Source organism: Alkalihalobacillus deserti (assembly GCF_020734105.1).
Lineage (GTDB): Bacteria > Bacillota > Bacilli > Bacillales > Bacillaceae_D > Halalkalibacter > Halalkalibacter deserti.
This window is the reverse complement of the sequence record NZ_JAJAFR010000017.1, coordinates 45,870-69,558: the sequence shown is the minus strand read 5'-3', so window position 1 is coordinate 69,558 and position 23,689 is coordinate 45,870. Positions and strand designations below refer to the sequence as shown.

At 38.6% G+C, this 23,689-nt stretch carries 22 protein-coding genes, 2 rRNA genes and 1 other annotated feature; of the genes, 23 read left to right on the top strand and 1 reads right to left on the bottom strand.

What is annotated here, in order from left to right; all coding sequences use genetic code 11:
- The 6 genes from LDX58_RS20690 to LDX58_RS20665 all read left to right on the top strand — a co-directional run.
- Positions 1 to 125: ribosomal RNA gene (locus LDX58_RS20690) — 23S ribosomal RNA — on the top strand; the annotation flags it as partial.
- Positions 126 to 241: 116 nt separating this feature from the next.
- Positions 242 to 357 (top strand): 5S ribosomal RNA (gene rrf / locus LDX58_RS20685).
- A 330-nt stretch (positions 358 to 687) separates the two neighbouring features.
- Entirely contained in the window at positions 688 to 2,304 is a 1,617-nt protein-coding gene (locus LDX58_RS20680) for a spore germination protein (RefSeq protein ID WP_227938974.1), read from the top strand.
- The gene (locus LDX58_RS20675) at positions 2,305 to 3,408 is read left to right on the top strand and encodes a GerAB/ArcD/ProY family transporter (RefSeq protein ID WP_227938971.1); all 1,104 of its coding nucleotides are present in this window, start codon (positions 2,305 to 2,307) and stop codon (positions 3,406 to 3,408) included.
- On the top strand, positions 3,405 to 4,622 hold the full coding sequence (locus tag LDX58_RS20670) for a Ger(x)C family spore germination protein (protein ID WP_227938969.1): 1,218 nt from the start codon (positions 3,405 to 3,407) through the stop codon (positions 4,620 to 4,622). The genes LDX58_RS20675 and LDX58_RS20670 overlap by 4 nt, the downstream gene beginning before the upstream one ends.
- Positions 4,619 to 4,843: a hypothetical protein gene (locus LDX58_RS20665; RefSeq protein WP_227938968.1), complete on the top strand. Its 225-nt coding sequence runs from the start codon at positions 4,619 to 4,621 to the stop codon at positions 4,841 to 4,843. The genes LDX58_RS20670 and LDX58_RS20665 overlap by 4 nt, the downstream gene beginning before the upstream one ends.
- A 300-nt stretch (positions 4,844 to 5,143) precedes the next feature.
- Here the strand turns inward: LDX58_RS20665 and LDX58_RS20660 are convergent, their stop codons facing one another.
- The gene (locus LDX58_RS20660; RefSeq protein ID WP_227938967.1) at positions 5,144 to 5,440 is read right to left on the bottom strand and encodes a hypothetical protein; all 297 of its coding nucleotides are present in this window, start codon (positions 5,438 to 5,440) and stop codon (positions 5,144 to 5,146) included.
- A 390-nt stretch (positions 5,441 to 5,830) separates the two neighbouring features.
- Here LDX58_RS20660 and LDX58_RS20655 point away from each other — a divergent pair, with 390 nt between their 5' ends.
- From LDX58_RS20655 to sigH, 17 genes are all read left to right on the top strand, one after another.
- Positions 5,831 to 6,616, top strand: coding sequence for a VLRF1 family aeRF1-type release factor (locus tag LDX58_RS20655; RefSeq protein ID WP_227938966.1), 786 nt, complete (start codon positions 5,831 to 5,833; stop codon positions 6,614 to 6,616).
- Between the two features lie 198 nt (positions 6,617 to 6,814).
- Positions 6,815 to 7,285 carry a CtsR family transcriptional regulator gene (locus tag LDX58_RS20650; protein WP_227938965.1) on the top strand — a complete coding sequence of 157 codons (471 nt, stop codon included), beginning with the start codon at positions 6,815 to 6,817 and terminating at the stop codon, positions 7,283 to 7,285.
- A 15-nt stretch (positions 7,286 to 7,300) separates the two neighbouring features.
- Positions 7,301 to 7,831: a protein-arginine kinase activator protein McsA gene (gene mcsA, locus LDX58_RS20645; RefSeq protein ID WP_227938964.1), complete on the top strand. Its 531-nt coding sequence runs from the start codon at positions 7,301 to 7,303 to the stop codon at positions 7,829 to 7,831.
- A 4-nt stretch (positions 7,832 to 7,835) separates the two neighbouring features.
- Positions 7,836 to 8,912, top strand: a complete 1,077-nt coding sequence (gene mcsB, locus LDX58_RS20640; protein ID WP_227938962.1) for a protein-arginine kinase McsB — start codon at positions 7,836 to 7,838, stop codon at positions 8,910 to 8,912.
- 17 nt (positions 8,913 to 8,929) lie between these two features.
- Complete coding sequence (gene clpC / locus LDX58_RS20635) at positions 8,930 to 11,380, top strand: ATP-dependent protease ATP-binding subunit ClpC (RefSeq protein WP_227938961.1); 2,451 nt, start codon at positions 8,930 to 8,932, stop codon at positions 11,378 to 11,380.
- 435 nt (positions 11,381 to 11,815) lie between these two features.
- Complete coding sequence (gene radA, locus LDX58_RS20630) at positions 11,816 to 13,189, top strand: DNA repair protein RadA (RefSeq protein WP_227938959.1); 1,374 nt, start codon at positions 11,816 to 11,818, stop codon at positions 13,187 to 13,189.
- A gap of 3 nt (positions 13,190 to 13,192) precedes the next feature.
- The gene (gene disA, locus LDX58_RS20625; protein ID WP_227938957.1) at positions 13,193 to 14,269 is read left to right on the top strand and encodes a DNA integrity scanning diadenylate cyclase DisA; all 1,077 of its coding nucleotides are present in this window, start codon (positions 13,193 to 13,195) and stop codon (positions 14,267 to 14,269) included.
- 181 nt (positions 14,270 to 14,450) lie between these two features.
- A complete protein-coding gene (locus LDX58_RS20620; RefSeq protein WP_227938955.1) occupies positions 14,451 to 15,545 on the top strand; it encodes a PIN/TRAM domain-containing protein in 1,095 nt (364 codons plus the stop codon).
- Positions 15,546 to 15,941: 396 nt separating this feature from the next.
- On the top strand, positions 15,942 to 16,631 hold the full coding sequence (gene ispD / locus LDX58_RS20615; protein ID WP_227938953.1) for a 2-C-methyl-D-erythritol 4-phosphate cytidylyltransferase: 690 nt from the start codon (positions 15,942 to 15,944) through the stop codon (positions 16,629 to 16,631).
- On the top strand, positions 16,628 to 17,101 hold the full coding sequence (ispF, locus tag LDX58_RS20610; RefSeq protein WP_227938952.1) for a 2-C-methyl-D-erythritol 2,4-cyclodiphosphate synthase: 474 nt from the start codon (positions 16,628 to 16,630) through the stop codon (positions 17,099 to 17,101). Before ispD ends, ispF begins: the two co-directional genes overlap by 4 nt.
- A gap of 275 nt (positions 17,102 to 17,376) precedes the next feature.
- On the top strand, positions 17,377 to 18,837 hold the full coding sequence (gltX, locus tag LDX58_RS20605) for a glutamate--tRNA ligase (RefSeq protein WP_227938950.1): 1,461 nt from the start codon (positions 17,377 to 17,379) through the stop codon (positions 18,835 to 18,837).
- Positions 18,838 to 18,847: 10 nt separating this feature from the next.
- Positions 18,848 to 19,062 (top strand) — a binding site (T-box leader).
- Positions 19,063 to 19,121: 59 nt separating this feature from the next.
- A complete protein-coding gene (gene cysE / locus LDX58_RS20600) occupies positions 19,122 to 19,781 on the top strand; it encodes a serine O-acetyltransferase (RefSeq protein WP_227938948.1) in 660 nt (219 codons plus the stop codon).
- A gap of 54 nt (positions 19,782 to 19,835) precedes the next feature.
- The gene (gene cysS / locus LDX58_RS20595) at positions 19,836 to 21,233 is read left to right on the top strand and encodes a cysteine--tRNA ligase (protein ID WP_227938947.1); all 1,398 of its coding nucleotides are present in this window, start codon (positions 19,836 to 19,838) and stop codon (positions 21,231 to 21,233) included.
- Position 21,234: 1 nt separating this feature from the next.
- The gene (locus tag LDX58_RS20590; RefSeq protein ID WP_227938946.1) at positions 21,235 to 21,648 is read left to right on the top strand and encodes a Mini-ribonuclease 3; all 414 of its coding nucleotides are present in this window, start codon (positions 21,235 to 21,237) and stop codon (positions 21,646 to 21,648) included.
- 2 nt (positions 21,649 to 21,650) lie between these two features.
- Positions 21,651 to 22,403 carry a 23S rRNA (guanosine(2251)-2'-O)-methyltransferase RlmB gene (gene rlmB, locus LDX58_RS20585; protein ID WP_227938945.1) on the top strand — a complete coding sequence of 251 codons (753 nt, stop codon included), beginning with the start codon at positions 21,651 to 21,653 and terminating at the stop codon, positions 22,401 to 22,403.
- Positions 22,404 to 22,405: 2 nt separating this feature from the next.
- The gene (locus LDX58_RS20580) at positions 22,406 to 22,915 is read left to right on the top strand and encodes an NYN domain-containing protein (RefSeq protein ID WP_227938944.1); all 510 of its coding nucleotides are present in this window, start codon (positions 22,406 to 22,408) and stop codon (positions 22,913 to 22,915) included.
- A 78-nt stretch (positions 22,916 to 22,993) separates the two neighbouring features.
- Positions 22,994 to 23,650 carry an RNA polymerase sporulation sigma factor SigH gene (gene sigH / locus LDX58_RS20575; protein ID WP_227938943.1) on the top strand — a complete coding sequence of 219 codons (657 nt, stop codon included), beginning with the start codon at positions 22,994 to 22,996 and terminating at the stop codon, positions 23,648 to 23,650.
- The last annotated feature ends 39 nt before the right edge of the window (positions 23,651 to 23,689 follow it).

Sequence of the window (23,689 nt, the reverse complement as noted above, 5' to 3'; positions counted from 1 at the left end):
AAGATGAGATTTCCCATGGATTAATCCAGTAAGACCCCTTAGAGATGATGAGGTTGATAGGTCTGGTGTGGAAGCGTGGCGACACGTGGAGCTGACAGATACTAATCGGTCGAGGACTTATCCAATATATAATTCTTGATGTCATATTTTGAATAAATATGAAAATGTTTCTAATTTGCCTTATCTAGTTTTGAGAGAACCTTGCTTCTTTCAATGGTATTTTATTAAAAATACCTTATAGTCTGGTGGCGATAGCAAAGAGGTCACACCCGTTCCCATGCCGAACACGGTCGTTAAGCTCTTTTGCGCCGATGGTAGTTGGGGGCTTCCCCCTGTGAGAGTAGGACGTTGCCAGGCGATAAAGCACAACCCAATGGGTTGTGCTTTTTTTATGTGCATAAACATAACTCTTTAGGCGCTGAAGAGGTACAAACCCAAGTATGCTCACAGATAGGACAAAGAGAATTGTATAACATCCAATATGGAAGCATATTAATTTGAAAAAACGGAATGAATTCATTCCGTTTTTTTACGTGTATACACATTCTAGAATTTCCAAGATGATTTTGATTTAGTATTGGATGTAAATCATGGATAGTAAAGTTAAATATATACAACACATACATATATTAATTTGTTTGTAGCAAGATAACCAATAGTAGATAAGATTTCAAGGAGCTGGTTAGTTTGTTGCGAAGGTTGGGGAGAATCAAAAAAATTGGACAATTAAAGCAAGAAAAACAATCGCCTCAAAACAATCAGCAGCCATCCAAAACACCGGATGATAATCTCTCAAGTGATTTAAATATAAATATCACCAATTTACGTTCTATTTATGACAACTGTTCTGATGTTGTTTTTCGATCATTTTTAATAGAAGGAAAAGAAAAAGCAGTCTTACTATATATAGATGGATTATCTAATGTCGAGGAACTTAACGACAATGTCCTTACCCCGCTGATGAAAGTTTCAGGGAAGGAAACATCAAAGCAACCAACAGAACAAGATGCAAATCAACAGTCTAGTTTTACGTCCAAAATAGAAAAAAAAATCTCCGTAGCTAATATAAAAGAGGTACAAACCTATACCGATGTAATTAACCAAATTTCTTCAGGAAACCCTGTTATTCTAATCGACCAAGAAAATCACGGGTTCTCCGTAGCATTAGCTAAATGGGAAAAAAGAGCGATTGAAGAGCCAGCAGCTGAATCCGTCATACGGGGACCGCGTGAAGGGTTTATTGAATCAATTGGAGTAAACATCGCTCTTCTTCGACGTAAGATTAGAAGTCCAAAGCTAAAAATGGAAGAAATGGAATTGGGGAGCTTAACGAAAACAAGTGTAGCACTTGCTTATATTGTGGGGGTGGCCGATCAGACATTAATCGATGAAGCTAAAAGTCGCTTGAATCGAATCGATATCGACGGTGTTTTGGAAAGCGAATATATTGAGGAATTTATAGAAGATAACCCCTATTCTCCTTTCCCGCAAATTTTAAATTCAGAACGAGTCGATGTCATCTCGTCTTATTTATTAGAAGGTCATGTAGCAATCTTAGTTGATGGCACACCTTTTGTGCTCGTTGCGCCTACTACGTTTTATTCTCTGATGCAGGCATCAGAAGATTATTACCAGCGTCCGCTGTTGAGTACAGCCATTCGCTGGCTCCGTTATTTATTTATTGTGATGTCTCTTTTGCTACCTTCCCTTTATGTAGCTGTATTAACATATCATCATGAAATGGTCCCAACCACACTCTTAATTAATATGGCAGCGGCTCGTGAACCAATTCCATTTCCTGCCCTAATCGAAGCGTTATTAATGGAGATTATGTTTGAAGCCTTACGTGAAGCCGGACTCAGGTTGCCGAAACAGATAGGGGCCGCAGTTAGTATTGTTGGGGCTTTAGTTATCGGACAAGCTGCAGTCGAAGCAGGGATTGTATCTGCTCCAATGGTCATGGTTGTGGCTGTAACGGGAATCGCTTCCTTTTCGATTCCCCGCTATAATGCGGGAATGGCCTTAAGAATGCTCCGTTTTCCGATGCTGATTTTAGCGGGATCATTAGGTTTATTAGGGATAATACTTGGCGTTATTGCGATTGTAACGCATTTATGCACATTGCGTTCGTTTGGAGTGCCTTATTTATATCCAATGGCTCCGATGAAGGCTCGGGATATGAAAGATGTCATGATGCGTCTTCCAAGGTGGGCGAATACATCACGTCCTCATTTAACAGGAGACTATAACAAGCAGCGGGAAGCTCCCGGTCAAAAACCAGATCCAACTAAAGGTGGTGAATAAATGATTGAAAAAGGGAAAATTTCCTCTGCTCAGATGGCGTTCATGATGAATCTAACGGTCATAGCTACTGGTCTTCTACTTGTCCCTTCAGCTACAGCAGCTAAAGCAGGGCGTGATTTATGGTTATCTCCTATTTGGGCTTCCTCCATGGGATTTCTGACGGTATTCATTGCTTATTATTTACATAAACACTATCCGAAGGAAACAATTATTGAATATAGTGTTCATATTGTTGGTCGTATCCCAGGAAAGGTTATCGGGTTTGTATATCTGTTTTTTTTCCTGCATACGACAGGGATCATTCTAAGACAATATGGAGAATTTATTGCGGGGAATTTTTTACTGAAAACTCCAGGAGTAGTCATTTTCGCTAGTATGACACTCGTTTGTGCTTTTGCTGTACGTGGCGGTTTGGAGGTGATTGCTAGAACCGCTCAACTCTTTGCCCCTATTGTTATTTTACTCTATTTAATGATTGTTCTTTTCCTGACTCCGGAATTAGAACCAACCAAAATGCTTCCCGTATTGGAAGAGGGTGTCATGCCTTCTATTTTGGGAGCATTCAGTTTATCAACTTGGTTTGGCGAATTTATTCTCGTTGCTTTTATGTTTCCATATTTAACAGATCCAAAAAAAGGATTAAAATGGGGAAACCTCTCCGTTCTTAGTGTGTTGCTACTTATGATTATCACTAATGTAACTGCTCTGTTTTTATTTGGTGAAATCACAGCCGATCTCCTTTATCCAATCATGACTGCCGGGAAATATATTGAAGTTGGTGAATTTTTTGCACACTTGGAATCGGTTATCATGTCCATTTGGGTTTTTGGCGCATTTATTAAGATCTCTGTGTTTTATTACGTCGTATCTCTAAGTACGGCTCAATGGTTAAATCTTTCGGAGTATAAATCGATTGTTTTACCAATTGGTTTTCTAATTGTTCTTTTTACTCTTTGGAACCCTAATCTAATCGATTTAAAGCATTACATAGGGACATCGTCTGTCTTCTACACCTTTTTTATACAAGTTGTACTGTCTATTCTCTTATTATTGATTGTTCATTTACGGAAAAGAATGCGACAAAAGGGAGGAGTCCAAGGATGAAGACCTTTTATATAACTAAGTTAATAAAAAAAGTTGTCATTATACTTCTCCTTTGTGATACTCTTTTTCTCCTAACTGGCTGTTGGGATCGTCGTGAAATAAATGATATAGCCATCATCTTAAATACAGGGATCGACTATAAGGATGAAAAGGAGATTGAGCTTTCGGTTGAAATCGTCATGCCAGAAGAGATGTCCGGAAAAATAATGGAAGGGGGAGGTGGTGGAGGAGTGCGGACAACGTTTGTTGAATCAGCTACAGGCGTTACGATGGCGGATGCTAGATCAAAGCTGCAGGAAAAAGTTGCTCGTTTTTTAATCTGGGGGCATGCTGAGGTTACCGTAATTGGAGAAAAGTTGGCTGAACAAGGCATAAGGGAACACATAGACTTCTTTGCACGGTTACCGGAAGCCCGCTTAAGAAACCATATTTTTGTTAGTAAAGGAACAGCTAAAGACCTTATATCAAGTCTTCCGCACCTCGAAGATAGTTCATCCGATACCTTGAAAGAATTAGCTCAGTTTCAAATTGGGATGGAGGTGACAATGAAGGACTTGTTGCAAATGTTGAAAAGTGAGGCAGGGGGGGTCGCTTTGCCGATGGTTGAGACCGTTCCTTTCAAACAGGAAAAAGGGAAAATGGAGGATAAAACTCAAATGAAGTTGAGCGGTACTGCTGTGTTTAAAGATGATAAAATGATAGGTTCCTTGGATAGTGAGGTTACAAGAGGGTTATTATGGCTACGAGATGAGATTCAGTATGCTACCGTTACCGTTGATGTTCCAGTTGGAGAAGGGAAAATATCTTCAGAAATGATACGGGCTCAGACAGACCTTATTCCTAGCATTGAAAATGACACATGGAAAATGACTGTTAAAGTCGAAGTTGAGGATGATATCATTCAAAATGCGAGTAACCTAGATTTAAGAAATCCAGAGTTTATTAAGATGATCGAAAAGGAGTTAGAGAAAACAATAGAAGAGAGAATAAAGAAAGCAGTTGATAAGGCACAAAAAGAAATGAAAGTAGATATTTTCACATTTAACACTAGTTTCCAACGCGAATACAAGAAAAAGTGGCAAACAGCGAAAGAAAATTGGGATGTTATTTTTCCGAAGATTGAGATTGTTTATGAGATCAAAGTACATGTCCTACGCCCTGGTAGTACTACTACACCTCCAACAGTGCCAGAAAAAGAGGTGAAAGAAGAGTGAAAGGGCTTATCATTTTAGGCATTACAATAGTAATCGTTCTGATGTTTTTGTATGAATGGCCAAAAATAAATCAAACGCAAAAAAAGGAGAAGTATACGTTTGTTGTTCTCTCAGCTATGAGCTGGATTCTTGCTGTTCTCCTTCTCTTTTTCCCAGAAATGCCTGGTCCAACCGAGCTGGTTGATCAAATTTTTAAGCCGCTAGGGAAAATGCTTGAGTAGGGATGGAAACATGAAAGATTACGGTTTGTAAATAAGCGCAAGAACATGAACGGATTATCACAACCGAGTCATTCAGGTTGCAGATGTGTGACGAAGTTTATCAAAATAGTTAGAGTTGTCATAAAAGTGGGATATAAATATGATTGAAAATCTGTTGTGACTGACAAATGAGGTGAACAGTTTTTGCTAGTTTTAACTAAAACAGTATGACATTAAATTACAATAGTACAATTTAAACTTGGAAGTAAGATGTACCGTTTATTTGGAGAGGCAAGATAGCCAATCCAGAATTTGAAGAGATTACCCATACTTATTCACCTTGGTTTTATCAGTCAAGTACCTAATGAATATTTCTCTATGCATTTCTTTGTCTAAAATTTTACGAATATAATTTGGATCATGCAATAAACCATTTTCCTTATCCGAGTTTATCCAATCCTTCATTTCTTGATTTTCCAACAATTCTTGGAACCATTCTTGTCTAATTAGCTCTAACCATAACTCTTCATGGTTGGGCTTTTTTTCCATGAATATATATTTTCGAATTAATTCAATAAAAAAGGCTCCTGTTAGCAAACATAATAATAAAAAAAGCATTTCTTATTCCATCTCCTTCAATTTTACAATTCAACTAAACATGTCTTTAGATTGGTACGGGTTAGCATTACTATAATCTTACCACTACTTCAAAAAATGAGGTGAGCATATTAATTGTGAAATATATAAGATTCGTGACGGCTCACACTTTTTGGAGCTTTGATATAATGTTGATAAATCATTTTATTTCGCTGGATTATTTTATCGGAAATCTTGAAATATTACTATAGAAGTCTAAATTTAAGGTTATTTGTCATGATCAATATATTAAAGTAACTAGAAATAAAGCTTTGATTTTTACATGAACGAGCATGTTTAAATTTCTGGTTAACAGGCTATAGACCAATTAGAAAGATAAAGACCATTCTCAAAAATTAGAGGAGGATCCAAATGGCAATTTTAAAAGAACTCCAACAATTAAAGGATCAGTATTGCGAAGAAGGTGTTTTAACCATCTATTTAAATACCGACCAAACGAGTAATGACCAACAAAAAGGGGAATGGAAAATTCGCTTAAAAAATGGATTGAAAAAGTTAGAGGAATATATTGAATCAAGTGATCGAAAGCACTTAAGTACTTATAAAAAAATAAAGAGAAAAGCAAAAGCAGAAATCGTTAAATTACAGTTAGAATTACCGAAAAGCCTTGTTTTAATTGCTACTGCTAACGGCGACCTATTTATAAAAAAGCTTAAACTACGCGTAAATAATCAATTCCATTGGGAAAAGAAACCTGTTATTTCGCAACTAGAGCAAATACAGTCGGACTACCCACAGGAAGGAATTTTATTTATTCAAAAAGAAGATGTCTTTATCATTGAAACGAGTCTAGGTGAAGTGAATAATGAAATTAGCTATGAACTTGATTTAGAAAATGAAGATTGGAAGCAATATGAGGGTGTAGGAGCCAGAGAAAGAATGGCATCTAGTGCCAATCACCGTGATAAGTATGATCAAAGAGTTGAAGCGATTCAGCAAAGGTGGTATAAGCATATAGCAAGTGAATTAGACAAGAAAGCAAAAGAAAAAGGATGGCAACACATATACTTAGTCGGTGAACAAGAACTAATAAGTGAATTTGTTAAACATTTAAAGTTTATCAATATAAAGATTATTAATAAAAACTATACCAAATTCACATCAAAAGAGATTGTAGATCAAGTACTAGCTTCTTAATAAAATATGAGGTTGTCTTATTTAGGCTTAAGGACAACCTCTTTTTTATATAATTTTTCAACTAATATAAGGTTATCAACTACATAAGCCTGGTTATACTAGATGAATGCATACATATTGCCTTTTTTAAGGTGAACGAATATAATATTTATATAGTCAAAGAAAGTCAAAGTCAAACAAGGGAAGGGAGGGCGGAGCTTGAAAAATATTTCAGACATCATTGAAGAGTATCTTAAAGCAACGATTAAAAATAGCGGAGCCGATCTATTAGAGATCAAAAGAAGTGAAATCGCCAAGAAATTCCAATGTGTACCCTCACAAATCAATTATGTGATTCAAACTAGATTTACCCTTGAAAAAGGCTACCAAGTGGAGAGTAAGAGGGGTGGTGGAGGTTATATTCGAATCATAAGAGTCAGTCCTCACGATCACTTAGATTTACTTGACCAAATGACAAAGATCATTGGAACAAACATTGATCAACTCACGGCTGAAAATATTATTATTCGTTTATACGAAGAGCAGGCAATTACAAAAAGAGAAGCGAATATAATGATAAGTGTCATGGATCGTACATTATATAATGCCAATATACCTCATCGTGATGAGGTGCGGGCAAATATATTAATAACGATGCTACAAACATTAAAATATAAAGAATTATCGTAGACGGGAGGAGTTTTGTTGATTTGTCAGGAATGTAATAAAAGGAAGGCTAGTTTACATTTTGCCAAAATTATAAATGGTGAAAAAACAGAGTTTCATATTTGTGAACAATGTGCGAAGGAAAAAGGAGAATATTTTCCGGGGACGAATAGTTTTTCTATCCATCAACTTTTATCAGGTTTACTGAATTTCGAACAGCCGCTACAAAAGGGACATGAACAGACACCAGTCACTAAACTAGAATGTGAAAAGTGTGGGATGACCTATGAACAATTTACGCAAGCGGGTCGTTTTGGTTGTGCACATTGTTATAAAAGCTTTGAGTCTAAATTAGATCCTATCTTAAAAAGAGTGCATAGTGGCAATCATACACATGCAGGAAAACTTCCCGAGCGAATCGGTGGTGGAATTCAGATTCAAAGACAAATTGAAAATTTAAAACAGCAACTTAAAAGTTTAATTGATCAAGAAGAGTTTGAACAAGCTGCTGAGCTTCGAGATGAAATCCGTTTACTAGAAAAACAAAAGAACGAACAAAAGGAGGACTGATAAGATGTCACTCCAGCAGTTTATTTCTGAAGCATTAAGCCCGTGGATGAAAAAAGATGGCCCAGATTCGGATATTGTCCTAAGTAGCCGAATAAGATTAGCAAGAAACCTTAAAGAGTATAAATTTCCTCTTTTAGCTTCGATGGAAGAGTCATATGCAACTAGTAAGCATGTCGGTGAAGCGTTAACACAGGAGGAGTTTGAATCAATTGGACCATTTGAATGGTTGCGTATTGATGATATGAAAACAAATGAAAAGCGTGTCCTCGTTGAAAAACATTTAATTAGTCCTCATTTAGCTGACCAATCCAAGCATGGAGCGGTCTTACTTGATAAAGATGAAGCTATTAGCATCATGTTAAATGAAGAGGATCATATCCGCATTCAATGTCTCCTTCCAGGCTTCCAATTAGGGAAAGGTCTAGAATGTGCCTTTAAAATTGATGATTGGATTGAGCAACGATTAACCTATGCTTTTGATGAGAAGAGAGGCTATCTAACCAGTTGTCCAACAAATGTTGGGACAGGTTTAAGAGCTTCGGTGATGATGCATTTACCGGCACTTGCAATGACTCAACAACTGAACCGAATTTTACCAGCAATTAATCAATTAGGATTAGTTGTTAGAGGAATTTACGGGGAAGGTAGCGAAGCTTTAGGTAACCTGTTTCAAATTTCTAATCAACTCACGTTAGGAAAATCGGAGGAGGATATTGTTGAAGATTTACGAGGCGTTGTTTTGCAACTCATTCAACAGGAGCGAGCAGCAAGAGAAAATTTGCTTGACCAGTCAAGAATGCAATTAGAAGATCGCGTTCATCGTTCATTCGGTATTTTAGCGCATAGTCGTTTAATTGAATCGAAAGAGGCGACACAGCGTCTATCGAATGTTAGACTCGGGATAGACTTAGGGTTGATTAAGGGTCTTTCCGGAAACATTTTAAATGAACTAATGATTTTAACTCAACCAGGATTTCTCCAGCAGTATGCCGGTGAAGTGCTATCAGCTGAGTTGCGCGATGAAAGAAGAGCAACACTTATTAGGGAACGATTAATGTTAGAGGAAGAAACCAACGAATAACCTGGAGGTGGACGTTTATGATGTTTGGACGTTTTACAGAGAGAGCACAGAAGGTATTAGCATTAGCGCAAGAGGAAGCCGTAAGACTAGGCCATAATAATATTGGAACAGAGCATATTTTACTTGGACTTATTAGAGAAGGAGAAGGAATTGCTGCAAAAGCCCTTCAAGCTCTTGGTCTTGGTTCAGAAAAAATTCAAAAAGAAGTAGAAACTCTAATTGGTAAAGGTCAAGAAGGTTCTAAGACGATTCACTATACTCCTAGAGCTAAAAAGGTGATTGAACTTTCAATGGATGAAGCGCGTAAATTAGGTCATTCATACGTAGGAACAGAACATATTCTTCTCGGCTTAATTCGTGAAGGCGAAGGCGTTGCAGCGCGTGTACTTAACAATCTTGGAGTAAGTTTAAATAAAGCGCGTCAGCAAGTTTTACAATTATTAGGGAGCAATGAAATGAGCAGCTCTTCTGGGCAAAGTGCGGGTTCTAGCAATGCAAACACACCAACTCTTGATAGCTTAGCTCGTGACTTAACAGCCGTAGCAAGAGAAGAATCTCTTGATCCTGTTATTGGTCGTAGTAAAGAGATTGAGCGTGTCATCCAAGTATTAAGTCGTCGTACGAAAAACAATCCTGTCTTGATTGGTGAACCTGGTGTAGGTAAAACAGCCATTGCCGAAGGATTAGCTCAATCGATTATCGCCAATGAAGTACCAGAGACTCTTCGTAACAAGCGTGTTATGACTCTTGATATGGGTACGGTTGTAGCTGGTACGAAATACCGTGGTGAATTTGAAGACCGTTTGAAAAAAGTGATGGATGAGATTCGTCAAGCAGGGAACGTCATCTTATTTATCGATGAGCTTCATACGTTAATCGGTGCGGGTGGAGCAGAAGGTGCCATTGACGCTTCAAATATTTTAAAGCCGTCACTTGCACGTGGTGAATTGCAATGCATTGGTGCAACGACACTAGATGAATACCGTAAATACATTGAAAAAGATGCTGCACTAGAGCGTCGTTTCCAGCCAATTAAGGTAAATGAACCAACACTAGATGAATCGATTCAAATTTTAAAAGGGCTTCGTGACCGCTATGAGGCTCATCACCGCGTAACGATTACGGATGATGCGATTGAAGGAGCCGTTAAGCTATCAGATCGTTATATTTCTGACCGCTTCCTACCAGACAAAGCGATTGATTTAATTGATGAAGCTGGTTCAAAGGTACGTTTGAAATCGTATACAGCTCCGCCTAACTTAAAGGAGCTTGAACAGCGTCTAGATGAAACACGAAAAGAAAAAGATGCTGCTGTTCAAAGCCAAGAGTTTGAAAAGGCTGCTTCTTTACGTGATTCTGAGCAACGTCTGCGCGAAGAATTAGAGGAAATGAAGAATGAATGGAAGCAAAAACAAGGTCAAGAGGATACAGAGGTTACCGTAGAAGATATAGCTCAAGTAGTAGCAAGTTGGACCGGGATCCCAGTTTCGAAGTTGGCTGAGGAAGAAACGGATCGTTTGTTGAAGATGGAGGATATCCTTCATGAACGCGTAGTAGGTCAAGAAGAAGCGGTTAAATCAATTTCTAAAGCTATACGACGTGCGCGAGCAGGATTAAAAGATCCGAAACGTCCAATTGGTTCCTTTATTTTCTTAGGACCAACAGGGGTTGGTAAGACTGAACTTGCAAGAGCGGTGGCTGAAACATTATTTGGCGATGAAGACTCTATTATTCGCATCGATATGTCTGAGTACATGGAAAAACATACAACGAGTCGACTAGTTGGGTCTCCTCCTGGGTATGTCGGTCATGATGATGGTGGACAATTAACGGAAAAAGTACGCCGCAAGCCATATTCAGTCATTTTACTTGATGAAATTGAAAAAGCTCACCCTGAAGTGTTTAATATTTTACTTCAAGTGCTTGAAGATGGTCGTTTAACAGATTCCAAAGGTAGAACAGTCGACTTTAGAAATACGGCTATTATTATGACTTCAAATGTTGGAGCGAGCACGTTAAAAAGTACTAAGTTTTTAGGGTTTGCTACAGAAGGTGATGACCACGAATACAAAGATATGAAGGAAAAAGTAATGGAGGAATTAAAGCGTAGCTTCCGTCCGGAATTCCTTAATCGTATCGATGAATTAATTGTGTTCCATTCGTTGGAGAAAAAGCATATCCGCGAAATCATTACATTAATGGCTGATCATTTGAAATCACGTTTAACTGAGCAGGGAATTGATTTTGAATTAACAGAATCTGCAAAAGACAAAATTACCGATTTAGGTTATGATCCTGAGTATGGCGCTCGTCCATTACGTCGCGCCCTCCAAAAGCAGGTTGAAGACCGCTTATCAGAAGAGTTATTAAGAGGAACCATTGTAAAAGGACAAAAAGCCATTATTGATGTAAAAAATGATGAACTATTTGTCGAAACTGTAGACTCTATAGAGAATTTACAAGTATAAGAGTCGGTCTCCAAAAGGTCGAACTTTACCTTTTGGAGACCGACGATGCATTGAGCGCAGCGTGCGGAGCCAATGCAACCACTCCATATATGAGTAAGTAAGTCGAAAAGATCGAACTTTACCTTTTGGAGACCGACGATGCATTGAGTGGAGCCGCTGTCATCTTTTAAGCTTGTTAGGAGTGGGTTTCTCCTAATAAGCGCGCAGCGTGCGGAGCCAATGCAACCACTCCATATATGAGTAAGTCCAATAGGTCGAACTTTAAGGACAGTAGTTTTTTAAAATCCCTCTTATAAATAAAACAAGAAAGTAATGAAGAAAAGCCGGGGGATTGTCATAATCTCTCGGCTTTTAACCATATAATAGCTAAAAGCGACCTTTTTTCTTTACTCTGATACAATAGAAGCAAAAGAGTAAGAAGGAAGTGAGCGGAGTATGGCAAAGAAAAAAACGAAATTTGTCTGTCAAGAATGTGGGTATGAATCAGCGAAATGGATGGGGAAGTGCCCAGGCTGTCAAGGCTGGAATACGATGGTTGAAGAGTTTGAACAGACCGCAAAGCAATCAAGTCGCAGTTATGTGACAGGAGCTACGACTGGGTCAAAGCCTCAATCCATTGTTTCGGTTGAAAGCGAGACTGAACCAAGGATTAGTACAACGATGTTGGAGTTAGATCGTGTACTTGGAGGAGGGATTGTTCCTGGTTCTCTAGTCCTTGTAGGAGGAGATCCCGGAATCGGGAAATCAACGCTTTTGCTTCAACTCTCCTCAAAGTTAGCAGAAACGAAGCATAAAGTGTTATATATATCTGGTGAAGAATCGGTAAAACAAACGAAATTGAGATCTGAACGGTTAGGAGTTTCATCTGCTGATCTTTATGTATTAGCTGAAACAGATATTTCTTTTATCGAGCGTGCGATTGATGAAGTTCAACCAACTCTAGTCATTATTGATTCGATTCAAACGGTGTACCAAGATGATATTACATCAGCACCTGGTAGTGTCGCTCAGGTACGAGAGTGTACGGCAGCGTTTATGAAAATTGCCAAAACAAAAGGAATTGCTATCTTTATTGTTGGCCATGTAACGAAACAAGGTTCGATTGCTGGACCGAAATTACTCGAACATATGGTTGATTCAGTGCTTTATTTTGAAGGAGAAAGACATCATACGTATCGAATTTTGCGTGCGGTTAAAAATAGGTTTGGCTCTACCAATGAGATGGGGATTTTTGAAATGAAAGAGATGGGACTAGAAGAAGTCCTTAATCCTTCAGAAATCTTTCTAGAAGAACGGTCACAGGGAGCGGCAGGGTCTATTGTTGTTGCTTCGATGGAAGGTACAAGGCCTGTCCTCGTAGAATTACAAGCATTAATATCTCCTACAAGTTTTGGAAACCCAAGACGTATGGCTACCGGAGTCGATCATAACCGTGTTTCACTACTAATGGCTGTGCTTGAAAAACGTGTAGGATTATTGCTTCAAAATCAAGATGCTTATTTAAATGTTGCAGGGGGTATACGTTTAGATGAACCTGCCATTGATTTAGCCATTGCACTAAGCATTGCCTCTAGTTTCCGAAATCAAGTGACAAGGCCAACGGACGTCGCAATTGGTGAAGTAGGGTTAACAGGAGAAATCAGACGAGTCTCACGCATTGAACAGAGAGTGAATGAGGCAGCTAAACTTGGTTTTAAGAGGGCAATCATTCCTGAGAAAAACCTAGGGGGGTGGACCTATCCCAAAGGAATTCAAGTAGTTGGTGTGCCAACTTTAGAGAGAGCGTTAGAGGTCGGATTAGGAGGGTAATCAATGAATGAAGGGAAAAAGCGTCATGTTTTTATCCAGAATGTACTAAAGTTAGTGGCTCCAGGAACAGATTTACGAGCAGGAATTGATAATGTATTACGGGCCAAAACAGGGGGCTTAATCGTCATAGGGTATGACAATACAATGGTTCCTATAGTGGATGGGGGCTTTTTCATTAACTGTGGCTTTTCTCCAGCTTATTTATATGAGTTAGCTAAGATGGATGGCGCCATTATCTTAAGCCAGGATGGAAAAAGAATTTTATATGCCAACACTCAACTTGTTCCTAATAATGGCATTACTTCTACTGAAACGGGAATTCGCCATCGGACAGCAGAACGTGTTGCCAAACAAACAGGAAATCTAGTTGTTTCGATCTCACAGCGACGGAATGTCATTACCTTATATCAAGGCGATTACCGCTATTCATTGAAAGATATTGGGGTCATTTTAACAAAAGCCAATCAAGCGATTCAAACGTTGGAGAAATACAAAGTCGTACTTGATCAGGGGATCACAAATCTTGGAGCGCTAGAGTTCGAGCAACTCGTTACTTTTCATGAAGTTACACAGGTCATTCACCGTGTACAAATGGTGCTTCGTATAAAAAGAGAAATTTTGAACTACATTAACGAACTTGGCAATGAAGGGCGATTAATTACAATGCAACTAAATGAATTAGTTGCCAATACAGAAAAAGAAGCGATTTTATTATTAAAAGACTATGTGAAAAACGCTAATCAAAATGTGCCTGAGATTCTAAAGGAACTAACAAAAACACAGACAGAAGAATTACTCGATGAGCAAGAGATCGTGAAAGTTCTTGGCTATAATAAAAATATTAATATTCAAGAGCAAGCTGTTTCTCCAAGAGGTTATCGAATTCTTCATCGAATTCCAAGGCTGCCATCAACGATTATTGATAACTTAATTGAGAAGTATGGGGACTTAACGAGTATTCTCTTTGCTAGCACAGAGGACTTAGATGAAGTAGAAGGAATTGGAGAACCGAGAGCAAAAATGATTAAAGATGGGCTTAATCGCATACAGGAACAATTGTTCGTAGATCGACATATTTAGCCAAAATGGTTGACGCTCTCTTGAAGTAGCGGTATAATTATAAGTTTTCATAATTGACAAATTATTGTAAGTTTGTTACGTTAAAGTAGTACGAACAAATTTTGAGATTTTATGTGAAATGCAGTTTGATAGGTTTCAATTCCGCAATCTTGTCTATAATAATAAAAGGAGGTGAATATGGATGCTAAAGCGAATCGTGCAGCTTTTTTTCGTTCTTGTCGGAGGGACTTTAGGTTTTCTCTACATTCCAGAACTGATCCATATAATTAATTTAGGCGAAGTTCCTAATTGGGTTACGAGTTCTTATGCGGGTGCAGTGTTTGGTGCTATTATTTTATTTATTGCAACATATTGGTTTGCTGATTATATTGTGAATGTGATGAAGCTTTTGGAAGAAGCAATTGTACGTGCACCAGTTACAGATGTGTTATTTGGTACGATGGGTTTAATTTTTGGACTGATTGTGGCCTATTTAATTGGAATACCGTTGAATGCCATTAATATCCCTGTAGTAAGTACAGTGTTGCCTATCTTCGTAACGATTTTTGTAGGGTATTTTGGATTTCAAATTGGATTTAAAAAGAGAGATGAACTTATTAATTTATTTACGCTAACTCGCAACCTTGGCAAGAAAAAGGAGGACGAGGAAGAAGATACCGCTCTCGGAAAACAATTAAAAATTCTAGATACAAGCGTTATTATTGATGGTCGTATTGCTGATATTTGCAAAACCGGATTTTTAGAAGGAACGTTGGTCATCCCTGGGTTTGTTTTAGAAGAACTTCAACATATTGCCGATTCATCAGATGTGTTGAAAAGAAATAGAGGACGCCGTGGTCTTGATATTTTAAACAAAATCCAAAAAGAGTTACCGACTAATGTGGAAATATATGAAGGTGATTTTGAAGATATCTCAGAGGTCGATAGTAAATTAGTCAAATTAGCAAAAATTTCCCACGGAATGGTCGTAACTAATGACTTTAACTTAAACAAGGTATGTGAACTGCAAGGTGTATCCGTTTTAAATATTAATGATTTAGCAAATGCGGTTAAACCAGTTGTCTTGCCTGGTGAAGAATTAAAAGTACAGGTTATTAAAGATGGAAAAGAGCAGCATCAAGGTGTGGCTTATCTAGATGATGGAACGATGATTGTCGTTGAGGGTGGACGTGATTATATTGGAAAGCATATTGATGTCGTTGTCACAAGCGTATTACAAACAAGTGCAGGGCGTATGATTTTCGCTAAACCTAAGGTGCTAGAAAAAGCATTATAAATAAGATCTGGCTTTATCTCTTTATAAAATATAAAGATTGAAGTCTTTGCCAAATGAATTTATCTTTTTAATATACTTTAAAAAAGCGCTATCTTCCATCCGTGGATATTGGCGCTTCTCTTTTGTTGTAGAGGTTATTAATTTTACTTTGTACGCAAGCAACTAAAGTGTCATCACCTGGTAGTTGAAGCAAATTATACTTTTGGGTAAGCGTTTGTCAAAATCCATCTCTAGAAAGTACGTACAAGCATTCTAAAACAAACATATGTCACTTGGTGGAAGAACATGCTAAAATAAATACGATTTTAATTAAGTGTATAGTCGTCTATTATACATATAGGAAATGAATGTAGTCATTGCCATGCTTGACCACATAATAAATGGGGAGAGTTTAAAATGAATTATAGCGTAGTCATTCCGGCAGCTGGTCAAGGCAAACGCATGAAAGCTGGAAAAAACAAACAATTTCTTGAGTTAAGAGGAGAGCCTCTAATTATCCATACGCTTCGTTTGTTTGAGCAAGACCCTTTATGTGAGACAATTGTACTAGTGGCAAACAGAGAAGAATGTCAGACCATGAGAGAGCTTGCCACGGCGCATCAGCTAAAAAAAGTTAAAGCTATAATTGAAGGTGGAAAAGAAAGACAAGATAGTGTCAAAAACGGAATAGATTCACTTAGAAATGAGCAAATCGTTCTGATTCATGATGGAGCTCGTCCATTTATTACATACGATGTTATTCATAAACTCGTTCAAAAAGCAAGTCAACTGGGTGCGGCCATTGCTGCTGTACCTGTTAAAGATACAATTAAAAGGGTAAAAGAAGGAGTGGTGATGGACACACAAAATAGAGAAGAGTTGTGGTCGGTACAAACACCACAAGCTTTTAAATGGTCACTTATTAAAGAGGCCCATGAACGAGCTCAAAAGAAACAAATGTTAGGAACCGATGACGCTAGCCTTGTAGAATGGATCGGTCATACCGTGGCAATCGTCGAAGGAGATTATCAAAATATAAAATTGACCACACCTGATGATTTGCTATTTGCTGAAGCGATCTTAAAGGAAAGGGAGAGAAAGAAATGAGAATTGGACAAGGTTTTGATGTTCATCAGTTAGTTGAAGGTAGGCCTCTTATATTAGGGGGAATTACAATCCCATATGAAAAAGGATTACTTGGACATTCTGATGCAGATGTATTATTACATACCATAGCTGATGCAGCACTCGGAGCAATAGGAGAAGGCGATATTGGAAAGCATTTTCCTGATACAGATAGCGCCTTTAAAGATGCAGATTCAGCAAAACTCCTCACCCACGTCTGGGAACTTGTGAAAGACAGAGGTTTTAAACTAGGGAATATTGATTGTACAATCATTGCACAACAACCAAAGATGGCTCCGCATATTGAGACGATACGAGCTCGTATTGCCGAATTATTAGAAGCAGAACCTAATCAAGTTAACGTCAAAGCAACGACCACAGAGAAACTTGGCTTCACAGGCAGAGGAGAAGGGATTGCCTCACAGGCTGTTATTTTATTAGAGAAAGGTTAAAAAGGTCGAACTTAACCTTTTTAACCTTTCTCTGAGCAGCTGCTGTCTTTTAAGCCTTTTCTGAGTGAACTTCTCAGGAAAGGCGTGCTAGCTGAGCGGAGCCATTGCCACGGCTACAGGAAAGATTAAAGTGTGAAGGCTATAACCGTTTATACTCTACAAGTAGTAGCCATTCACGGCCGCAGGAAACCAAAACTTGACCAAAAGAGTCTAAATGCTAAAATAGACTAAGTGAAAAAAGCATAAATTATGCTAGAAACGGAAGGTGTTAATATATGGGGAACGATGTTCGTGTTAGGTTCGCACCTAGTCCAACAGGACATTTACATATCGGTGGTGCTCGTTCAGCATTATTTAATTATTTGTTTGCAAAGAGTCAAGGAGGTAAATTCATTTTACGGATTGAAGATACCGATCAAGCTCGCAATGTCGACCAAGCGAAAGAGAAACTTTTAGATAGTTTGAAATGGCTTGGAATGGAATGGGATGAAAGTATTGACGTTGGAGGTGAATATGGTCCATATAGCTGTATGGAACGTGTTGGCCTATATGAGGGATACATTCAGCAACTACTTGAATCAGGAAAAGCTTACTATTGCTATATGACAGAAGAAGAACTTGAGGCTGAACGCGAAGCACAAAAAGCTCGCGGTGAAATGCCGCGATATAGTGGACGTGACCGTGATTTAACGGAAGAACAACGTAACGCTTATGAAGCAAAAGGTCTTAAACCAGTTGTTCGTTTTCGAGTGCCTGAAGGACAGGTTATTAAAATAGATGACGCGGTACGTGGTGAAGTGACCTTTGAATCTGATGGCATTGGTGACTTTGTCATTGCTCGTAAAGATGGTATTCCTATGTATAACTTTGCTGTTGTCATTGACGATCATTTAATGAAAATCTCTCATGTGATTCGCGGAGAAGAGCACTTATCGAATACACCTAGACAAGTTTTGTTGTATCAAGCATTCGGTTGGGATGTGCCACATTTTGCACATGCCTCTCTTATTTTAAATCCTGACCGTCAAAAGATGAGTAAACGTGATGAATCGATTATTCAATTTGTCGAGCAATATAAAGAACTTGGTTACCTCCCGGAGGCATTGGTTAACTTCCTTTCCCTTCTTGGTTGGTCACCAGTAGGCGAAGAAGAAATTTTTTCAATGAAAGAATTAGGTGAGCAGTTTACGTTAGAGCGTGTATCAAAAGCTCCGGCAGTTTTTGATACAGATAAGCTTGCTTGGATGAATAACCAGTATGTGCAGAAAGCGGAACTTGATACAGTTGTTAATCTTGCCTTGCCACACTTGGTGAAAGCAGGAAGGCTTCCAGAAGATATGACAGCAGAAGAAAAAGACTGGGCAAGTAAACTTATTGGCTTGTACCAAGAGCAATTGCAGTACGGTGCGGAAATAGTTGAGTTAACAGAACTTTTCTTTAAGACCGAAATTGAGTATAATGAGGAAGCACAAACCGTTTTAGATGAGGAACAAGTACCTGAAGTTTTAGGTCAATTTCTTCAAGAGCTTGAAGCCGTTGAAGAGTTTAATACAGCCTCAATTAAAGCAGCGATGAAAGCTACGCAAAAAGCAACAGGCCAAAAAGGCAAGAAATTATTTATGCCAATCCGAGTTGCGACAACAGGACAGATACATGGTCGAGATCTTGCAGATTCAATTGAGCTCTTAGGTAAAGGTGTTGTTACAGCTCGTTTACAGCTTTTATTGAATAATTAAAAGTTAAATCACAAAAGTGTTGAGAGGGAAAAGTAAAAGGAGTAAGCCTTTCAGAGAGAACCATCACGGCTGAGAATGGTTTAGGTCACTCGCTTTGAACATGCACCCTTGAGCCTTTTTCTGAAATGATAGTAGGAAAAAGCGGATAGCTTCGTTAAAGGCTAATAGAGATTAGTAGGTCAACCTACTATTTAACAGAGTGGAACCGCGCACCGCGCCTCTGTGCATCATACATGCACAGAGGCGTTTTTTTATTTTAGATAGACAAGAGGGGGATGGAGAAGATGGGAAAAAAAATTCGTACATTATTAAATGATGTCGATGTTGTATTTGAACAAGACCCTGCTGCACGAAGTCGTTTGGAAGTCATCTTCACTTATTCCGGTGTTCATGCGATTTGGGCACATAGACTGGCGCATTGGTTTTGGAAGCGGAGATTGTTTTTTATTGCCAGAAGTGTTTCTCAAGTGAGTCGATTTTTTACAGGGATTGAAATTCATCCTGGTGCAGTTATTGGCCAACGGTTGTTTATTGACCACGGTATGGGTGTTGTCATTGGTGAGACCTGTGAAATTGGCGATAACGTAACAATTTATCAAGGAGTAACACTTGGAGGAACAGGAAAAGAAAAGGGGAAGCGACATCCAACGGTTGAAGACAATGTGTTAATTGCTTCAGGCGCTAAAATATTAGGTTCATTTACAATTGGGGAAAATGCACGTATAGGAGCAGGTTCAGTTGTCTTAAAAGAAGTACCAGCTAACTCAACAGTTGTAGGAATTCCGGGCAGAATTGTCGCCCAGAATGGGGTGAAAGTTGAGCATGGACTGAACCATCATCTCATGCCAGATCCGATTGCCGATAAATTAAAAGAATTAGAAGATGAAATTAAAGCCTTAAAAGAAGAAAGAGAACAGGTACAGAAAACTTATTCAAGAGAATAGCTTCATGCATATAGTGGAGTAAAGATTCAAGATTCGGTAGAAGGAGTCGTGCAAATGTCTATTCATGTTTACAACAGTTTATCGAAGAAAAAGGAGCCTTTTGTTCCATTAGAAGAAGGAAAGGTGAAAATGTATGTATGTGGACCAACTGTCTACAACTACATTCACATAGGAAATGCCAGACCGCCAATCGTCTATGATATGGTTCGGAGGTATTTAGAATACAGGGGTTATGACGTAACCTTTATCTCTAACTTCACTGATGTCGACGATAAAATCATCCGAGCTGCAAATGAATTAGGTGAAGATGTGTTTGAAGTGGCTAATCGCTTTATTGAAGCTTATCATCACGATACCTGTGCTCTTGGTGTAAAAGAAGCAGACATTCATCCGCGAGTCACAGAAACAATACCAGAAATTATTTCTTTTGTAGAGGCTCTTATTGAAAAAGGCTATGCCTATGAATCAAAAGGAGATGTTTATTTTAGAACGCGAAAATTTGAAGGTTACGGAAAACTTTCTTCACAATCGATTGAAGACCTGCGTTCTGGGGCAAGAATTGAAGTAGACGAGCGAAAAGAAGATGCTCTCGACTTTGTTCTTTGGAAAGCGGCTAAAGAAAAAGAAGTGTCTTGGAATAGTCCTTGGGGAGAAGGCCGTCCGGGCTGGCATATTGAATGTTCAGCAATGGTAAAAAAATATTTAGGTGACACGATTGATATTCATGCAGGCGGTCAAGATTTAACGTTTCCCCATCATGAAAATGAAATTGCTCAATCGGAAGCTTTAACAGGTAAACCTATGGCTAATTACTGGCTACACAATGGATTTATTAACATTAATAATGAAAAGATGTCGAAATCGCTCGGAAATTTTGTTTTAGCAAACAATATCATTCGACAACATTCGGCAGAAGTTGTTCGTTTTTTCATGTTGACTGCTCATTATCGTAGTCCGATTAATTTCAGTGATGAGTTATTAGAGGGAGCGCGAAACGGACTTGAACGGTTAAAAACAGCCGTTTCAAGTTTGGAGCATAGACTAGAGGAATCGGCTGGTTTTGGTGAAACGGGTGATTGGCTAGAGAAAATTACTGCACTGAAGGAACGTTTTATTAAAGAGATGGATGATGATTTTAATAGCGCGAATGGGATTGCTATTTTGTTTGATTTAGCGAAAGAAGCAAATCGTTACTTGCGTGAGGAAAAAACGTCTAAAGAGGTTTTAGAAGCTTTTATAACACAATTTATTGATTTAGCTAATGTATTAGGTTTAACTCTTCATACGCAAAAAGAACTTCTTGATGAGGAGATTGAGCAATTGATTGAAAAACGCAATCAAGCTAGAAAAGAAAAGGACTTTGCTTTAGCCGACCAAATTCGTGATGATTTAAAAGAGCAAGGAATTATCCTAGAAGATACGGCACAAGGTGTCCGCTGGAAGCGAGGATAAGATGAAGATTATCGATGCATCGATTGATTTAACACAGTTAAACGCATTAGCTCTTGCCTATATGGGCGATTCGGTATTAGACATGTACGTTCGCTTCTATTTAATTGCCAAAGGGAATGTCAGACCACACCGCCTCCATGTTGAGGCAACAAAGTATGTGTCAGCAAAAGCACAAGCCTTTATTATGGGGAAAATGATAGAAGAAGACTTCTTGTCAGCTGAGGAAATGGCTGTTTTCAAACGGGGGCGTAATGCGAAGTCTGGTTCTATTCCTAAGAATACGGATCTTAACACCTACCGTTATTCAACTGGTTTTGAGGCGATGCTAGGTTATCATTATTTTCAAGGGGAACAGAATCGACTTGATGAAATCATGAAAAAGGCTGTATTGATAGTAGAAGAAGGGAGGAAATAAATATGAGTAGTGAAGAATTTATTGTTGGTAAAAATCCAATTATTGAAGCGCTAAAATCCGGTCACTCTATTAATAAAATCTGGATTGCAGAAGGTTCCCAAAAGGGACAAATGACAAAAGTTACACAGCTAGCCAAGGAAAGTGGTGTTTTAGTTCAACATGTTCCTAAGAAGAAATTAGAGCAGCTTGCGGACACAGATAACCATCAAGGAGTCGTTGCCTCGATTGCTGCTTATGAGTATGCCGAGATAGATGATCTGTTTCAAGCAGCAGCAAAAAAGGGCGAAGAGCCATTCTTTCTTTTATTAGATGAAGTAGAGGATCCACACAATCTTGGATCGATATTGCGAACCGCAGATGCAGTGGGGGCACACGGAATCATTATTCCAAAAAGAAGAGCGGTGGGGTTAACGCAAACTGTAGCTAAATCTTCTACAGGAGCGATTGAATATGTACCGGTCGTTCGCGTCACAAACATGGCGCGAACGATGGACGATTTGAAGAAACGTGGCATTTGGTTTGCAGGAACTGATGCTAAGGGAACAGATGATTACAGACGCGCTTCATTTGATATGCCGATTGGATTAGTGATTGGTAGTGAGGGAAAGGGAATCAGTCGTCTCGTGAAAGAAAAGTGCGATTTCCTCGTACGAATTCCAATGGTTGGGCACGTAACATCGCTAAATGCATCGGTAGCCGCTAGTTTACTTATGTATGAAGTTTATCGGAGACGAAATAAAGTAGGCAGTGAATAAAAATGAAAGATATCTTGCTCGTGGATGGCTATAACATGATTGGCGCCTGGCCTGAGCTTCGTCTCTTGAAAGATAAAGATCTAGGCTTAGCACGAGACCGGTTAGTTGAAATTATGGCAGAGTACCAAGCCTATACAGGATTTAAGGTGAAAGTGATCTTTGATGCCCATATGGTTGAGGGGGTAGGAAAGAACTATCACAACCATCTTATTGATGTCATCTATACTAGAAAGAATGAAACGGCAGATGAACGGATTGAAAAATTAGTTCACCAATTAAAAAGAATCGACACACGTATTCATGTTGCTACATCCGATTTTACGGAACAATCCCTTACCTTTGGAAGTGGTGCTTTAAGAAAATCAGCAAGGGAACTTCTTATAGAAATAGAGACGACCGAAAAAGGCATCGACAAAGAAGTACAAAAAACGCAAAAAAAGAAAAATTCGACAAAAATCCAGCTTAGTGCCGAAATTTCCGAAATTTTTGAAAAATGGCGTCGACAGCGCTGAAGTATGGTTGACCATCTGGAAATCTGTGCTATATAATGACCTTATAATTAGACAACAGCCAAGGTCGGAGGGATTGTCGTGAGCATGGACCTTCAAGAAAAGAAAGTAAAACCGATTTATGACACTGTAGACGATGACGAGTTAGTCTTAATAGTGAGAAATGGTGACAGTGGTGCACTAGAATTTTTAATCAATAAATATAAGAACTTTGTTCGTGCAAAGGCGAGATCTTATTTTTTGATAGGTGCGGATCACGAGGATATTGTTCAAGAAGGAATGATCGGACTTTATAAAGCGGTTCGTGATTTTAATGGTGACAAGCTATCATCCTTTAAAGCTTTTGCTGAATTATGTATCACAAGACAGATTATTACGGCCATTAAAACGGCGACGAGACAGAAGCATATTCCGTTAAATTCTTATGTTTCATTGGACAAGCCTTTGTACGATGAGGAATCTGATCGAACTTTACTCGATGTCATTTGTGGTACGCGTGTAACGAACCCTGAGGAATTACTGATTAACCAAGAAGAATTTGCCGACATTGAATTAAAAATGGGAGAATTACTTAGTGACTTAGAACGTCAGGTTTTAATGCTTTATCTTGATGGCAGATCGTATCAAGAAATATCAGTTGATTTAAATCGTCATGTCAAATCAATTGATAATGCCTTACAACGTGTGAAAAGAAAACTAGAACGTTATGTTGAGCTTAAAGGTGTAACACTAACTTAATATTTTGTTTAAGATAACCCCTGTAATTTGGCCATTAAC

What these genes read in the sequence shown, in the direction of transcription:
- LDX58_RS20675 (WP_227938971.1), top strand. Translation starts at nt 2,305, where the DNA reads ATGATTGAAAAAGGGAAAATTTCCTCTGCTCAGATGGCGTTCATGATG.
- LDX58_RS20670 (WP_227938969.1), top strand. Translation starts at nt 3,405, where the DNA reads ATGAAGACCTTTTATATAACTAAGTTAATAAAAAAAGTTGTCATTATA.
- LDX58_RS20660 (WP_227938967.1), bottom strand. Translation starts at nt 5,440, where the DNA reads ATGCTTTTTTTATTATTATGTTTGCTAACAGGAGCCTTTTTTATTGAA.
- LDX58_RS20655 (WP_227938966.1), top strand. Translation starts at nt 5,831, where the DNA reads ATGGCAATTTTAAAAGAACTCCAACAATTAAAGGATCAGTATTGCGAA.
- mcsB (WP_227938962.1), top strand. Translation starts at nt 7,836, where the DNA reads ATGTCACTCCAGCAGTTTATTTCTGAAGCATTAAGCCCGTGGATGAAA.
- clpC (WP_227938961.1), top strand. Translation starts at nt 8,930, where the DNA reads ATGATGTTTGGACGTTTTACAGAGAGAGCACAGAAGGTATTAGCATTA.
- radA (WP_227938959.1), top strand. Translation starts at nt 11,816, where the DNA reads ATGGCAAAGAAAAAAACGAAATTTGTCTGTCAAGAATGTGGGTATGAA.
- disA (WP_227938957.1), top strand. Translation starts at nt 13,193, where the DNA reads ATGAATGAAGGGAAAAAGCGTCATGTTTTTATCCAGAATGTACTAAAG.
- LDX58_RS20620 (WP_227938955.1), top strand. Translation starts at nt 14,451, where the DNA reads ATGCTAAAGCGAATCGTGCAGCTTTTTTTCGTTCTTGTCGGAGGGACT.
- ispD (WP_227938953.1), top strand. Translation starts at nt 15,942, where the DNA reads ATGAATTATAGCGTAGTCATTCCGGCAGCTGGTCAAGGCAAACGCATG.
- ispF (WP_227938952.1), top strand. Translation starts at nt 16,628, where the DNA reads ATGAGAATTGGACAAGGTTTTGATGTTCATCAGTTAGTTGAAGGTAGG.
- gltX (WP_227938950.1), top strand. Translation starts at nt 17,377, where the DNA reads ATGGGGAACGATGTTCGTGTTAGGTTCGCACCTAGTCCAACAGGACAT.
- cysE (WP_227938948.1), top strand. Translation starts at nt 19,122, where the DNA reads ATGGGAAAAAAAATTCGTACATTATTAAATGATGTCGATGTTGTATTT.
- cysS (WP_227938947.1), top strand. Translation starts at nt 19,836, where the DNA reads ATGTCTATTCATGTTTACAACAGTTTATCGAAGAAAAAGGAGCCTTTT.
- LDX58_RS20590 (WP_227938946.1), top strand. Translation starts at nt 21,235, where the DNA reads ATGAAGATTATCGATGCATCGATTGATTTAACACAGTTAAACGCATTA.
- rlmB (WP_227938945.1), top strand. Translation starts at nt 21,651, where the DNA reads ATGAGTAGTGAAGAATTTATTGTTGGTAAAAATCCAATTATTGAAGCG.
- LDX58_RS20580 (WP_227938944.1), top strand. Translation starts at nt 22,406, where the DNA reads ATGAAAGATATCTTGCTCGTGGATGGCTATAACATGATTGGCGCCTGG.